The organism is Diaphorobacter nitroreducens, from assembly GCF_002214645.1.
Taxonomy (GTDB): Bacteria; Pseudomonadota; Gammaproteobacteria; order Burkholderiales; family Burkholderiaceae_C; genus Diaphorobacter; species Diaphorobacter nitroreducens.
Map to the genome: position 1 here is coordinate 3,134,711 of NZ_CP016278.1, position 14,161 is coordinate 3,148,871.

Here is a 14,161-nt window from a genome sequence, read left to right on the forward strand (position 1 = left end):
TCTGCCCTGCGGTTTGTGCCTGATCAAACTACCTATAGTGTTTGATAGGTATGGTGAACACTATATGTAGTGTTTTAAGGGTTGCCATGACACCACCATCTCCGATCGTCGCCAGCCTGCCGCGCGACGTCATCCAACGCAACGGCGAGCGCACGCCTTTCGATGCTGTGCGCATCCAGTCGGCCATCGCACGGGCCGGCCAGGCTACGGGCGAGTTCGGCGAGGACGAGGCCCGTCTGCTCACGGCGCAGGCCACCAAGGTGCTGATCCACCGCTTCCATGGCGAGGCACCGACCATCGAGCAGATCCAGGACGTGGTGGAGCAGACGCTGATCGCCGCCAACCATCTGCAGACCGCGCGCGCCTACATGGCCTACCGCCAGCGCCACGCCACCCTGCGCGCCGACCGGCAGACGCTGGTGCATGTGGAAAGCTCCATCAACGAGTACCTCACGCGCGCCGATTGGCGTGTGAACGCCAACGCCAACCAGGGCTACTCGCTGGGCGGGCTGATCCTGAACGTGGCAGGCAAGGTGACGGCGAACTACTGGCTCTCGCACGTCTACGCACCCGAGATCGGCGAGGCGCACCGCAATGGCGACATCCACATCCACGACCTCGACATGCTCAGCGGCTACTGCGCGGGCTGGTCGCTGCGCACGCTGCTGCACGAGGGGCTGAACGGCGTGCCGGGCAAGGTGGAGGCGGGGCCCCCGAAGCACATGAGCTCCGCCGTGGGGCAGATCGTCAACTTCCTCGGCACGCTGCAGAACGAGTGGGCGGGTGCGCAGGCGTTTTCGTCGTTCGACACCTACATGGCGCCCTTCGTGCGCAAGGACGGCATGGACTATGCCGCCGTGCGCCAGTGCATCCAGGAGCTGGTCTACAACCTCAACGTGCCCTCGCGCTGGGGCACGCAGACGCCGTTCACCAACCTCACCTTCGACTGGACCTGCCCCGAGGATCTGCGCGAGCAGGTGCCGGTGATCGGCGGCGTGGAGATGCCGTTTTGCTACGGCGAGCTGCAGGCCGAGATGGACGTCATCAACCGCGCCTACATCGACGTGATGACCACGGGCGATGCCAAGGGCCGCGTGTTCACCTTCCCCATCCCCACCTACAACATCACGCCCGACTTCCCGTGGGAGAGCGAGAACGCCGTCGCCCTGTTCGACATGACGGCCAAGTACGGCCTGCCGTACTTCCAGAACTTCATCAACTCCGAGCTGTCGCCCAACATGGTGCGCTCCATGTGCTGCCGGCTGCAGCTGGACCTGCGCGAGCTGCTCAAGCGCGGCAACGGCCTGTTCGGCAGCGCCGAGCAGACCGGCAGCCTGGGCGTGGTCACCGTCAACTGCGCACGCCTGGGCTATCTGCACGCGGGCGACGAGGCGGCCCTGCTGGCGGCGCTGGACCGCCTGCTGGAACTGGGCAAGCAGAGCCTGGAGGTCAAGCGCAAGCTCATCCAGCGCCTGATGGACCAGGGCCTGTTCCCGTACACCAAGCGCTACCTGGGCACGCTGCGCAACCACTTCAGCACGCTGGGCGTGAACGGCATCAACGAGATGGTGCGCAACTTCACCGGCGGCGCGCACGACATCACCAGCGACTGGGGTCACCAGTTCGCCCTGCGCCTGCTGGACCATGTGCGAGCGCGCATCGTGCAGTTCCAGGAAGAGACCGGCCACCTCTACAACCTGGAGGCCACGCCCGCCGAAGGCACCACCTACCGCTTTGCCAAAGAAGACAAGAAGCGCTGGCCCGCCATACTGCAAGCCGGCACCGAGGCCCAGCCGTACTACACCAACTCGTCGCAGCTGCCCGTGGGCTTCACCGACGACCCGTTCGAGGCGCTGCAGCGGCAAGAGGCGCTGCAGGGCAAGTACACCGGCGGCACGGTGCTGCACCTGTACATGGGCGAGCGCATCTCCAGCGGCGCGGCCTGCCGCGAGCTGGTGAAACGGGCGCTCACCCACTTCCGTCTGCCCTACATCACCGTCACGCCCACCTTCTCCATCTGCCCCACGCACGGCTACCTCGCGGGCGAACACCCGTTCTGCCCGCGCTGCGACGAGGAGCGCCTGGCCGCCAAGCGCGCGCGGCTGGCGGCGTGATTTGAATGAAATTTGCCTCTAGCGCTTATGTAGCAAGCGTCAACAGCTATTGTTTTTGAAGTTCTTCCACCACCAACCCAGGAGTTTGTCATGACCCACTTTTCCGCCACCGAGAACACCGCCCTGGCCACCGCCGTGCAGCTGACCGACGCCGAGCGCCAGCCCTGCGAGGTCTGGACGCGCGTCATGGGCTACCACCGCCCCGTGGCCAGCTTCAACACCGGCAAGCAGGGCGAACACAACGAACGCCAGTTCTTCGCCGAGCCGGGCCGTGCCTGCTAGGACCAGCCACACCGCCGCCGAGGCGCTGCGCGTCGGCGGCATCACGCCGCTGACCACCATCGACTTTCCCGGCAGGCTGGCCGCCGTGGTGTTCTGCCAGGGCTGCCCCTGGCGCTGCGGCTATTGCCACAACGCCGGGCTGCTGGACGCGGCCGCGCCCGCGCCGCACCGCTGGAGCGAAGTGGAGCAACTGCTGCACACGCGCCGCGGCCTGCTGGACGGCGTGGTGTTCTCGGGCGGCGAGCCCACGCTGCAGGCCGCCCTGCCCGACGCCCTCGCGCGCGTACGCGCCCTGGGCTTTGCCACCGGCCTGCACACGGCCGGCATGTACCCCGAGCGGCTGCAGGCCCTGCTGCCGCTGCTGGACTGGGTGGGCCTGGACATCAAGGGGCCCTTGGCACATTACGACGCCATCACCCGCACGCCGGGCAGTGGCGACCGCGCCTGGGAGTCGCTGCGCTGCGTGCAGGCCAGCGGTGTGGATTACGAGTGCCGCACCACCTGGCACGCGGGACTGTTCGACACGGCGGCCCTGCAGGCGCTGGCCGAAGACCTCGCCGCACAAGGCGTGCGCCAATGGGTGCTGCAGGAATGCAGCACGCCCGCCAGCGTGCCCTGGGCCCGGACGGCGCCGCCCACGCAGTGGCCGCTGCCCACCAGCCTGCGGTGCGCCTGATCAGCCGGCCGCGGCCCCGGCGCCGCACACCCGCAGCACTTCGGCGCCGTACGCCTCCAGCTTTTTCGCACCCATGCCGCTGATGCCCTGCAGATCCTCCAGCGTGGCCGGGTTGCGCTCGGCAATGGCGGCCAGCGTGGCGTCGTGGAAGATCACGTAGGCCGGCAGGTTGTGCTCGCGCGCCACCTCGGCGCGCCAGGCCTTGAGGTTGATGAAGCGCACCTGGGCGTCCTGTCCCAGGTTGGCCGCTGCCACCGGCGGGGCGCTGGCGCGGCGCGGCTTCTTGGGGCCGGCCGCGGCCGTGGCCTCGCGCAGCAGCACGCTCTGCTCGCCGCGCAGCACGGGGCGCGATCCCTCGGTCAGCGCCAGCGTGTCAAAGCTGTGGCCGCCCTCGGTCGTGACCTTGTGCAGCCCCACGGCGCCGGCGGCCAGCAACTGGCGCAGCACGCCGCGCAGCTGCGCCTCGGAATACTGTGCGCCCAGGCCGAAGGTGGAGAGTTTTTCATGGCCGAACTGCTGGACCTTGTCCGTGGCCTTGCCGCGCAGGATGTCCATGATGTGGCCGGTGCCGAAGGTCAGTCCGCTGGCCTCGTGCACGCGGTAGATGGTGGACAGGAGCTTGCGCGCGGCATCCGTGCCGTCCCACACGGCCGGCGGATTCAGGCAGTTGTCGCAATTGCCGCAGGGTTCGGACGCCTCTCCGAAGTAGCCCAGCAGCCGCACGCGCCGGCAGTCCGTGGCCTCGGCCAGGGCCAGCAGCGCATCCAGCTTGCCGCGCATCACGGCCTTGAACTCCTCGCCCGCGGGGCTCTCGTCGATCATGCGGCGCTGGTTCACCACGTCCTGCAGGCCGTAGGCCATCCACGCGTCGGCGGGCAGACCGTCGCGGCCCGCGCGGCCCGTCTCCTGGTAGTAGCCCTCAATGTTCTTGGGCATGTCCACATGGGCCACAAAGCGCACGTCGGGCTTGTCGATGCCCATGCCGAAGGCGATGGTGGCCACCATCACGATGCCGTCCTCGCGCAGGAAGCGGTCCTGGTTCTGCTGGCGCACCTCGGCGGGCAGGCCCGCGTGGTAGGGCAGCGCCGTCAGGCCCGCATCGCACAGCGCCTGGGCGAGTTCCTCCACGCGCTTGCGGGACTGGCAATAGACCACGCCGGCCTCGCCCAGGTGCTCGCGGTCGATGAAACGCATGAGCTGCGTGAGCGGCTCCTTCTTTTCCTCGATGCGGTAGCGGATGTTGGGCCGGTCGAAGCTGCTGACGAACTGCCGCGCCTGCTGCAGCCGCAGGCCCTGCACGATGTCCTCGCGCGTGAGCGCGTCGGCCGTGGCCGTGAGGGCGATACGCGGCACGCCCGCATAGCGCTCGTGCAGCACCGCGAGCTGGCGGTATTCAGGCCGGAAGTCGTGGCCCCACTGGCTCACGCAATGCGCCTCGTCGATGGCGAACAGCCCCAGCTGCCCGCGCGCATGCAGACCGTCCAGCAGCGTGAGAAAGCGGTCGGTGGTCACGCGCTCGGGCGCGGCGTACAGCAGCGTGATCTCGCCGCGCGCCAGGCGCCGCTCCACGTCCTGCGTCTGCTGCCAGTCCAGCGTGGAGTTGAGGAAGGCCGCCTCCACCCCCGCCTCGTGCAGCGCGCCCACCTGGTCGTGCATCAGCGCGATCAGCGGCGAAACCACCACCGTCACGCCCAGCCCCGCATCGCGCCGCACGATGGCCGGCACCTGGTAGCACAGGCTCTTGCCGCCGCCCGTGGGCATCAGCACCAGCGCGTCGCCGCCGGCGATCACATGGTCAATGATGGCCTGCTGCGGGCCACGGAACTGCTCGTAGCCAAAGACGTCGTGCAGGACGAAATGCGCGGGGGACAAACCGGTGGACTCTCTTTTTGATAGCTGTCAGCGCTTATTGGATAAGCGCCAAAGGCGCTTTTGGCCTATAAAACGCGGCCATGCGGAGGGCCCCACCATGGCGCAAAGCCCGTTATTGTGCGCCCGCCACCGCGGGCGGCGCCGGCTTCCTACAATCGGCCCCATGACCCTGCCCCACTACACCCGCGCGCAAGCGCTGCCCGCCATCCTGGAACAACGCATCGCCATCCTCGACGGCGCCATGGGCACGATGATCCAGCGCTTCAAGCTGACCGAGGCGCAGTACCGGGGCGAGCGCTTCAAGGACTTTGCGCGCGACGTGAAGGGCAACAACGAGCTGCTGAGCCTCACGCGCCCCGACGTGATCCGCGACATCCATGAAGGGTATCTCGCGGCCGGCGCCGACCTGATCGAGACCAACACCTTCGGCGCGACCTCGATCGCGCAGGACGACTATGGGCTAGCCGAGCTGGCCTACGAGATGAACCTGGAGAGCGCCAAGCTCGCGCGCGCGGCCTGCGACAAATTCAGCACGCCCGACAAGCCGCGCTTCGTCGCCGGCGCCCTCGGCCCCACGCCCAAGACGGCCAGCATCAGCCCCGACGTGAACGACCCCGGCGCGCGCAACATCACCTTCGAGCAGTTGCGCGCAGCCTACCTGGAGCAGACCCTGGCGCTCATCGAGGGCGGTGCCGACGTGATCCTGGTCGAGACCATCTTCGACACCCTCAACGCCAAGGCCGCGCTGTTCGCCGTGGACGAGGCCTTCGAGCAGACCGGCCAGGTGCTGCCGATCATGATCAGCGGCACCGTCACCGACGCCTCGGGCCGCATCCTGAGCGGGCAGACCGTGACCGCCTTCTGGCACAGCGTGCGCCATGCGCACCCGCTGTCGGTGGGCCTGAACTGCGCACTGGGCGCCACGCTGATGCGCCCTTACATCCAGGAACTGGCCAAGGCCGCGCCGGACACCTTCATCAGCTGCTACCCCAACGCAGGCCTGCCCAACCCGATGAGCGACACGGGCTTCGACGAGACACCCGAGGTCACCAGCCGCCTGGTGCACGAATTCGCCGCCGAGGGCCTGGTCAACATCGTGGGCGGCTGCTGCGGCACCACACCGGACCACATCGGCGCCATTGCGCGCGCCGTGGCGCCGGTGGGCACGCGCCGGCTGTTCCAGACCGAAGCCGCCTAGAGCGCACGCCGCATGCGCCCAGCCACCGACTGAGAGGACCCGGCGACATGCAACGCACCCCTCGCACTTCTTTTCCCGCACGCCCCAGCCGGGCCACCGCCACGCTGGCCCTGTGCGTGGCCGCATGCCTTGCCGTCACCGGCTGCGCCACGCCACCCCCGCCCCCGGTGGCGCCCGACCCCGCCCTCGATGCGCGCGCCCGTTACGACGCCGACCTGCAGGACTGCCGCGACCGCGCGCAGCAGGTGGGCGTGCTCAGCGAGACGCTGGACGCCGTGGTCCAGGGCGCGCTGGTGGCGGCGTTTCTCGCCTGGGGACTCGGGCGCAGCGACACCGGCGTGCGCGACTGGGCTCTCACGGGCGGCGCACTTGCGGGCGGCTCGCAGGGACTGCAGGCGATGGAGCGGCGGCGCCAGCTGGTCGCGCACTGCATGGCCGTGCGGGGCCACCGCATCAGCCCGCTGGCAGTCGCCGGGCCGCAGCCGGGCGCCGCGCCGTCCGTGCCCGTGGCACCGGCGGCGCCGCCGCGCCCCTCGGGCGCCGATGCCTACAGCGCCGAGCGCCTGGCACGCGAGCAAGCCTGCCATGCCCAGCCCGTGGCCGCGCTCGCCGCCAAGGGGCCGGGCTTTGAGACCTATAGCGTGCCGTGCAGCAACGGCGACGCGCTGGCGATCCGCTGCGAGTTCGGCAACTGCCGCGTGCTGCGCTGAGAGAACTCCTGTTTTCATAGCTGTTCGCGCTTGCCAGTTGGGCGCTATGGGCCTATTTGGCTTTGAACGTCGCCCTCTTCCGCGCTCACCCTCTTACCCGGACGGCGCAAGGCTCCTAGACTGGTCCCACGACAACACGGAGGCCACGCACCATGGACTGGACCACCCACCAGGTCTTCAACCAATACCCCGAGCTGAACGACTACCACCCGCTGGCCACCGACGCGGCGCTGTGCGAGGCGCTGGAGCGTGCGGGCGCCGACTGGGCGCGCCCGGCGCTCGACGCCTACGCCGCACGGCTGGGCATGGCCGAGACCTACGCCCTGGCCGAGCAGGCCAACCGCCACACGCCGCAGTTGCAGCGCTTTGACACGCGCGGGCAGCGCATCGACGCGCTGGAGTTCCACCCCGCGTGGCACCAGCTCCTGGCGCTGTACCGCGGCGAGGGGCTGATCTCCCGGCCCTTCCAGGACGAGCGACCGGGCCGCTGGGCCGCATGGGCGGCGGGCTTTTACCTGCACGGCCAGGTGGAACAGGGCACGCTGTGCCCCGCCACGATGACGCAGGCCGCCATCCCGCTGCTGTGCAAGGAGCCCGCGCTGTGGCAGTCGCTGCAGTCCCGGCTCTACAGCACCGCCTACGACCCGCGCGACCTGCCCGTGGCGGACAAGGCCAGCATCTGGCTGGGCATGGGCATGACCGAGAAGCAGGGCGGATCGGACGTGCGCGCCAACACCACCGTGGCGACACCCATCGGCACGGGCGGGCGCGGCGGCGAATACCGGCTGCGCGGACACAAGTGGTTCTTCTCGGCGCCACAGTGCGATGCGCACCTGGTGGTGGCGCGCACCGGCGAGGGCGGCCCGTTCGCCTGCTTCTACGTGCCGCGCTGGCGCCCGGACGGCAGCCGCAACGCCGTGCGTGTGCAGCGCCTGAAGGACAAGGTGGGCAACCGCAGCAACGCCAGCAGCGAGGTGGAGTTCGAGGACGCCTGGGGCCTGCTCATGGGCGAGGAAGGCCGGGGCATTCCCACCATCATCGAGATGGCCAGCTACACGCGCCTGAACTGCGTGGTGGGCAGCGCCGCCATCCTGCGGCAGGCCACCGTGCAGGCCATCCATTACGCGCGCCGGCGCCACGCCTTCGGCAAGGCCCTGGCCGAGCAGCCGTTGATGCGCGCGGTGCTGGCCGACCTGGCGCTGGAGAGCGAGGCCGCGCTGCACCTGGCCATGCGACTGGCCCAGGCGTACGAGGACGACAGCACGCCCGCCCAGCGCGCCTGGAAGCGCGTGATGACGCCCGCCGCCAAGTTCTGGGTCTGCAAGCGCGCGGTGGAGCTGACCGGCGAGGCCATGGAGGTGCTGGGCGGTAATGGCTATGTGGAGGACGGCGTGATGGCGCGCCTGTTCCGCGAGGCGCCCGTCAACTCCATCTGGGAGGGCTCGGGCAACGTGATGTGCCTGGACGTGCTGCGCGCCCTGCAGCGCGAGCCCGAGGCCGCACACGCTTTGCTGACCGAGCTGCACGCCGCGGCGCAGGGCGAGCCGCGCATTGCCGCTGCCGCGCGCGAGCTGCAGGCCCTGTTGGCCGCACCGGTTGAGCAGTTGGAAGGCCTGGGCCGCGTGCTGACCCAGCGCCTGGTGCTGCTGGCCCAGGCCTGCCTGCTGCGCCAGCAGGCCCCCGCAGCCGTGGCCGATGCGTTCATCGCCACGCGGCTGGCGGACAGCGGGGCCGGCCGCGTGGCGGGCGCCATCGACACGCGCGGCCTGGATGTGGCGGCGGTTCTGGCGCGCGCGTTTCCGGGATAGTGGACGGGGCCTTCAGAGCAAAACGGCTTCTAGCGCTCGTCCACCAAGCGCAACCAGCTATTTTTACAATAGCAAAACTGCTTCACCTGGCGCGCTGCGCCACAATGCACCATGCTGACCTTCCAAGACATCCAGCACGCCGCTGAGCGCCTGCGCGGCCAGGTGCTGGAAACCCCCTGCGTCGAATCGCGCACGCTCTCGCAGATCGTGGGCGCGCAGGTATTCCTCAAGTTCGAGAACCTGCAGTTCACCGCCTCGTTCAAGGAACGCGGCGCCTGCAACAAGCTGAGCCAGCTCACTCCCCAAGAACGCGAGCGCGGCGTGGTGGCGATGAGTGCGGGCAACCATGCCCAGGGCGTGGCCTACCACGCGCAGCGCCTGGGCCTGCGCGCCGTGATCGTCATGCCGCGCTTCACCCCCGGTGTGAAAGTGGAGCGCACGCGCGGCTTTGGTGCCGAGGTGGTGCTGCACGGCGACACGCTGGAGGAAGCCCGCCAGCACGCCTACCAGTTGGCGGAGCAGCAGGGCCTGACCTTCGTGCACCCCTATGACGACGAGGCCGTGGCCGCCGGCCAGGGCACGCTGGTGCTGGAAATGCTGGCCGCCCAACCCGACCTGGATGCGCTGGTGGTTTCGGTGGGCGGCGGTGGGCTACTGGCCGGCATGGCAACGGCGGCGCGGGCCATCAAGCCGAACCTGGAGATCATCGGCGTGCAGACGGCGCGCTTCCCGGCCATGGTGAATGCCATCAAGGGCACGCACCACGCGCAGGGCGCGTCAACCATCGCCGAGGGCATCGCCGTGGGCCAGCCCGGAAAGATGACGCAGGAGGTCATTGGCCGGCTGGTGGATGACCTGCTGCTGGTGGACGAAGGCGACATCGAGCAGGCGGTGCTGATGCTGCTGGAGATCGAGAAGACGCTGGTGGAAGGCGCGGGGGCCGCCGGGCTGGCCGCGCTGGTGCGCCACCCCGAGCGCTTTCGCGGCAAGAAGGTGGGGCTGGTGCTCAGCGGCGGCAACATCGACCCGCTGCTGCTGGCGGCCATCATCGAGCGCGGCATGGTGCGCTCCGGCCGGTTGGCGCGCATCATGGTCAGCGCACGCGACGTGCCCGGCGTGCTCGCCCGCATCACCGCCCTCGTGGCCGAAGCGGGCGCTAACATCGAAGAGGTGCACCATCAGCGCGCCTTCACCGTGCTGGCCGCGCAGAACGTGGAGATCGAACTGGTGCTGCAAACGCGCGGCAAGGCCCACATCCAGCAGGTGCTGGACCTGCTGCGCGCCGCGCAGATGGAAGCCGAGTTGCGCTGAGAGCGCCATGCCGCACGCGCGTGCGGGTAAGGCCCGTGCACGCGCGGGGGCGTTGTGGCTACACTTGTCCCCCATCAAGGCACCAGACCCCACAGGAGACCGAACCCATGGCCCATGACCACCCCATCGCCCCCAACGCCGCCGACGTCGAGGCCGCCACGGCCTCCGATGCCGCCGAGTCCGTGGTGCATCTGATTCCCGTCGTGATCCCTGCGGTGGGTGCGGCCATGATCTTCCTGCTGGCCTTCATTGCGGTCTACATGGCCTGAACGCACCGCCCGCTCGCCACCCAGCCCCGCCTCTGCGGGGCTTTGTTTTTTGGTGATCGCGTTTTGCACCGACGCCATGACACGCATAACGTCATGTGTTTTTTGCATGATTTAACCCCCTGTCCGACAGACAAATCGGGGGCGTCTTCATAAAATCGTCACCCCAGCCGACCTGTGCAGGGGTGCCACCGCGGTACCCCCGTTTCGCCAGCCGACTGAGTCCCAGCGGTTTTTTCAAAGGCAGCGCGCAGATCGGTTCAGCGCGGGCCTGTGCGTCGTGACCCGGTTCGCTTCCTTTGAAAAGACTGTTTTTCAACTTCAAAGAAGCCTTCCCGATGAACGCACCCACCATGCCCGTCCTGGACATTCAGGCGCCCGCATACGTCAAGAACGCCAAGCTGATCGCCTGGGTGGCCGAAATGGCCGCGCTGTGCAAGCCCGCCCGCATCCACTGGTGCGACGGTTCGCAGCAGGAGTACGAGCAGTTGTGTCAGCAACTGGTGGATGCCGGCACGTTCAAGAAGCTGAACCCCGCCAAGCGCCCGGGCAGCTACCTCGCGTGGTCCGACCCGTCGGACGTCGCGCGCGTGGAAGACCGCACCTATATCTGCTCGGAGAAAAAGGAAGACGCCGGCCCGACCAACAACTGGATGGCCCCGGCCGAGATGCGCGCCACGCTGCAGCCGCTGTTTGACGGTTGCATGGCCGGCCGCACCATGTACGTGGTGCCCTTCTCCATGGGCCCTCTGGGCTCGCACATCGCCCACATTGGCATCGAACTGACCGACAGCGCCTATGTGGCCGTGAACCAGAAGCTGATGACCCGCATGGGCAAGGCCGTCTATGACGTGCTCGGCACCGACGGCGAGTTCGTGCCCTGCATGCACACCGTGGGCGCCCCGCTGGCCGCAGGCCAGAAGGACACCACGTCCTGGCCCTGCAACCCCCAGGTCAAGTACATCGTCCACTACCCCGAGACCCGCGAGATCTGGTCGTACGGCTCGGGCTACGGCGGCAACGCACTGCTGGGCAAGAAGTGCCTGGCGCTGCGCATTGCCTCGACCATGGGCCGCGACCAGGGCTGGCTGGCCGAGCACATGCTGATCCTGGGCGTGACCAACCCCGAGGGCAAGAAGTACCACGTGGCCGCCGCCTTCCCCAGCGCCTGCGGCAAGACCAACTTCTCCATGCTGGTGCCGCCGGAAGCCGGCTTCGCCGGCTGGAAAGTCACGACCATCGGTGACGACATTGCCTGGATCAAGCCCCATGCCGACGGCAAGATGTACGCCATCAACCCCGAGGCCGGTTACTTCGGCGTGGCCCCCGGCACCAACATGCACACCAACCCGAACTGCATGCGTTCGCTGGACAAGGACGTGATCTTCACCAATGTCGCCCTCACCGACGATGGCGATGTATGGTGGGAAGGCATGGAGAAGGACACCGGCAAGCTCCCGGACCACCTCATCGACTGGCAGGGCAAGGACTGGACACCGCAGATTGCCAAGGAAACCGGCGCCAAGGCCGCGCACCCCAATTCGCGCTTCACGGTGGCCGCCACCAACAACCCGGCCCTGGACCCCGAGTGGGACAACCCCGCCGGCGTGGCCATCGACGCCTTCATCTTCGGCGGCCGCCGCTCCACCACCGTGCCGCTGGTGACCGAGGCCCGCAGCTGGATGGAAGGCGTTTACATGGCCGCGACCATGGGCTCCGAAACCACCGCCGCCGCCTTTGGTGCGCAGGGCGTCGTGCGCCGCGACCCGTTCGCCATGCTGCCGTTCTGCGGCTACAACATGAGCGACTACTTCCAGCACTGGCTCGACATGGAACACAAGCTGGAGGAGTCCGGCCACCAGCTGCCCAAGATCTTCTGCGTCAACTGGTTCCGCAAGGGCGAGGACGGCAAGTTCGTCTGGCCCGGCTATGGCGACAACATGCGCGTGCTCAAGTGGATGCTGGACCGCATCGAGGGCACGGCGCAAGGCGAGCCAACCATATTCGGCATTGCTCCGCAGTACGCCGAGATCAACTGGACCGGCCTGGACTTCAGCACCGAGCAGTTCAAGACGGTGACCAGCATCGACAAGGCTGCCTGGGCCGAAGAACTGAAGCTGCACACCGAGCATTTCGACAAGCTGGCCTACCACCTGCCTCAGGAACTGCTGGCCACCAAGGCCGCGCTGGAGAAGCGTCTGGCGGCCTGACCGCCCTGCCTCGGCTCGGCATGAATTCAGCCGGGCCTACACACACAACCCCGCGACCACATCTGTGGCGCGGGGTTTTTTCATGAATGTGCCCCGGACGAAGCTGCCGCGCACATAGCAAAAAGGGCACCCGAAGGTGCCCTGTTGTCGGTTGGCGCGGGGTCGCCGCGCGGCCGTTCAGCGGTAACGGCGCAGGTCGTCCACCGCGATGCCGTTCATCGCACGGCTCAGGTCGGCCATGATGCGGGCGTCGCGCAGTGCGGCATTCCAGGTGCGCTCGTCCTCTGCCGCACGCCGGTGCGCATCCGACCAAGCCTTGGCAGCGGCACGCAGACCTAGCACCGCGCTACGCGCAGGTGCCGCCAGCAACGCCATTCCCGCGAAAGCGATCACCCACATCACCATCCAGCCGGCCAGCATGTGGCCATCGTTCCAGGTGTCCATGACCTGGTTGGCCACGACAAGCAGCGCGGCGACCAGCGCCGCCAGCAGCAGCGACGTTGCGCCACGGGTGCCGTCAAAGCGGGCAGCGGTTTGCTTCAGATGGCTTGCTGCCTCTTCAATGCGTGCAATGCCGTGGTGCTGGACAGGAACATCGATGTGTACAAACTTCGTCATGATGCGACTCGTACGCCACTGTTGGCGAAATTGCCGGGCGTTGCAGCAATACTAGGGTTTACCCTGGTTTGTGTCTAATTTATATGTTGAATCACCCATATTCATCCGTGTGATGATTGCGGCATGCAGCCATTGAACTTTCGCACGCTGGATCTCAATCTGCTGCGCGTCTTTGACGAGGTCATGGCCGAGCGCAACCTGACCCGCGCCGCCGAGAAACTGGCCATCACACAGCCCGCCGTGAGCAACGCACTGCGCCGGTTGCGCGAGGTGCTGGGCGACGAGCTGGTCACGCGGCGCGGCCACGGCGTGGAGCCCACGCCGCGGGCACTGGCCCTGTGGCCCGCCGTACGGCACGCATTGGCACAGTTGCAGGAGACACTTTCCCCCGGGCGCTTTGACCCGGCGTCCGCTCAGACGACCTTCGTTCTGGCGATGGCCGACGCCACGGGTGCCACGCTGATCCCGCCACTCATCGAGATCGTGGAACGCGAGGCCCCCGGCGTCTCGCTGCGCGTGGTGCCGCTGACCACGCGCGACCCGCGCCGCCTGCTGGACGACGAGAGCGCCGACATGGCCGTGGGCTACTTCCCCGCCGTGCTGGCCGACCTCACGGCGCGGGCGCAGTCGGACAACGTGGTGGCGCACGAAAGCACCCGCCTCTACGATGGCCAGTACGTGTGCGTGATGCGCGCGGACCACCCGCTGGCCGCCGTGCCGATGACGCTGGACCTGTACTGCGCCGCGCGCCACCTGCTGGTGAGCTTCTCGGGCAAGCCCTTCGGCTTCATCGACGGGGCATTGGCCGCGTTGGGACGTGAACGCCGAATCGTGCTTACCGTGAACCAGTTCTTCACCGCGGGACGGGTGGTGGCCACCACGGACCTGCTCACCGTGCTGCCGCGCCACTTCGTCGGCGTGGCCAGCGTGCGCGACGAACTGGTGTGGCGCCCGCTGCCCATGACGCTGCCGCCCGTGCACGTGGACGCACTGTGGCACCGCCGGCGCAACCACGACCCCGCCCACCGCTGGCTGCGCGAGGCGATTGCGCGCGCCGCGCGCAACACGCCCGCCCCCATCCACCGTCAGGATTGAC

At 68.2% G+C, this 14,161-nt stretch carries 12 protein-coding genes; 10 read left to right on the plus strand and 2 right to left on the minus strand.

Annotated features, from left to right (window positions below):
• Positions 1–86 precede the first annotated feature (86 nt).
• From BA022_RS14735 to BA022_RS14745, 3 genes are all read left to right on the plus strand, one after another.
• Positions 87–2,114 (plus strand): ribonucleoside triphosphate reductase, encoded by a 2,028-nt coding sequence (locus BA022_RS14735; protein WP_088887955.1) that lies wholly within the window; start codon positions 87–89, stop codon positions 2,112–2,114.
• 90 nt (positions 2,115–2,204) lie between these two features.
• Entirely contained in the window at positions 2,205–2,396 is a 192-nt protein-coding gene (gene nrdD / locus BA022_RS14740; RefSeq protein ID WP_011803556.1) for an anaerobic ribonucleoside-triphosphate reductase, read from the plus strand.
• Positions 2,386–3,072: an anaerobic ribonucleoside-triphosphate reductase activating protein gene (locus tag BA022_RS14745; protein ID WP_088887956.1), complete on the plus strand. Its 687-nt coding sequence runs from the start codon at positions 2,386–2,388 to the stop codon at positions 3,070–3,072. Before nrdD ends, BA022_RS14745 begins: the two co-directional genes overlap by 11 nt.
• On the opposite strand, the gene recQ is transcribed toward BA022_RS14745, so the two are convergent.
• Positions 3,073–4,944: a DNA helicase RecQ gene (gene recQ / locus BA022_RS14750; protein ID WP_012655211.1), complete on the minus strand. Its 1,872-nt coding sequence runs from the start codon at positions 4,942–4,944 to the stop codon at positions 3,073–3,075. It lies immediately after the preceding gene.
• 163 nt (positions 4,945–5,107) lie between these two features.
• Here recQ and BA022_RS14755 point away from each other — a divergent pair, with 163 nt between their 5' ends.
• From BA022_RS14755 to BA022_RS14775, 6 genes are all read left to right on the plus strand, one after another.
• Complete coding sequence (locus BA022_RS14755) at positions 5,108–6,142, plus strand: homocysteine S-methyltransferase family protein (protein ID WP_047350130.1); 1,035 nt, start codon at positions 5,108–5,110, stop codon at positions 6,140–6,142.
• A 47-nt stretch (positions 6,143–6,189) separates the two neighbouring features.
• Positions 6,190–6,852 (plus strand): glycine zipper family protein, encoded by a 663-nt coding sequence (locus tag BA022_RS14760; RefSeq protein ID WP_088887957.1) that lies wholly within the window; start codon positions 6,190–6,192, stop codon positions 6,850–6,852.
• A 152-nt stretch (positions 6,853–7,004) separates the two neighbouring features.
• Positions 7,005–8,660 carry an isovaleryl-CoA dehydrogenase gene (locus BA022_RS14765; RefSeq protein ID WP_088887958.1) on the plus strand — a complete coding sequence of 552 codons (1,656 nt, stop codon included), beginning with the start codon at positions 7,005–7,007 and terminating at the stop codon, positions 8,658–8,660.
• Positions 8,661–8,771: 111 nt separating this feature from the next.
• Positions 8,772–9,971 (plus strand): threonine ammonia-lyase, encoded by a 1,200-nt coding sequence (locus BA022_RS14770; protein WP_011803550.1) that lies wholly within the window; start codon positions 8,772–8,774, stop codon positions 9,969–9,971.
• Between the two features lie 107 nt (positions 9,972–10,078).
• Positions 10,079–10,240, plus strand: a complete 162-nt coding sequence (locus BA022_RS19340; protein WP_187305972.1) for a hypothetical protein — start codon at positions 10,079–10,081, stop codon at positions 10,238–10,240.
• 335 nt (positions 10,241–10,575) lie between these two features.
• Positions 10,576–12,447: a phosphoenolpyruvate carboxykinase (GTP) gene (locus BA022_RS14775; protein ID WP_088887959.1), complete on the plus strand. Its 1,872-nt coding sequence runs from the start codon at positions 10,576–10,578 to the stop codon at positions 12,445–12,447.
• A gap of 177 nt (positions 12,448–12,624) precedes the next feature.
• On the opposite strand, the gene BA022_RS14780 is transcribed toward BA022_RS14775, so the two are convergent.
• A complete protein-coding gene (locus BA022_RS14780; protein WP_088887960.1) occupies positions 12,625–13,065 on the minus strand; it encodes a hypothetical protein in 441 nt (146 codons plus the stop codon).
• Between the two features lie 123 nt (positions 13,066–13,188).
• On the opposite strand from BA022_RS14780, the gene BA022_RS14785 reads away from it, so the two are divergent.
• Positions 13,189–14,160 (plus strand): LysR family transcriptional regulator, encoded by a 972-nt coding sequence (locus tag BA022_RS14785; RefSeq protein WP_047350125.1) that lies wholly within the window; start codon positions 13,189–13,191, stop codon positions 14,158–14,160.
• Position 14,161: the final 1 nt, after the last annotated feature.

Bases quoted from the DNA above. Each gene is read 5' to 3' on its own strand.
- BA022_RS14755 (WP_047350130.1), top strand. From the start codon at position 5,108: ATGACCCTGCCCCACTACACCCGCGCGCAAGCGCTGCCCGCCATCCTG.
- BA022_RS14775 (WP_088887959.1), top strand. From the start codon at position 10,576: ATGAACGCACCCACCATGCCCGTCCTGGACATTCAGGCGCCCGCATAC.
- BA022_RS14770 (WP_011803550.1), top strand. From the start codon at position 8,772: ATGCTGACCTTCCAAGACATCCAGCACGCCGCTGAGCGCCTGCGCGGC.
- BA022_RS14780 (WP_088887960.1), bottom strand. From the start codon at position 13,065: ATGACGAAGTTTGTACACATCGATGTTCCTGTCCAGCACCACGGCATT.
- BA022_RS14785 (WP_047350125.1), top strand. From the start codon at position 13,189: ATGCAGCCATTGAACTTTCGCACGCTGGATCTCAATCTGCTGCGCGTC.
- nrdD (WP_011803556.1), top strand. From the start codon at position 2,205: ATGACCCACTTTTCCGCCACCGAGAACACCGCCCTGGCCACCGCCGTG.
- BA022_RS14760 (WP_088887957.1), top strand. From the start codon at position 6,190: ATGCAACGCACCCCTCGCACTTCTTTTCCCGCACGCCCCAGCCGGGCC.
- BA022_RS19340 (WP_187305972.1), top strand. From the start codon at position 10,079: ATGGCCCATGACCACCCCATCGCCCCCAACGCCGCCGACGTCGAGGCC.
- BA022_RS14735 (WP_088887955.1), top strand. From the start codon at position 87: ATGACACCACCATCTCCGATCGTCGCCAGCCTGCCGCGCGACGTCATC.
- BA022_RS14765 (WP_088887958.1), top strand. From the start codon at position 7,005: ATGGACTGGACCACCCACCAGGTCTTCAACCAATACCCCGAGCTGAAC.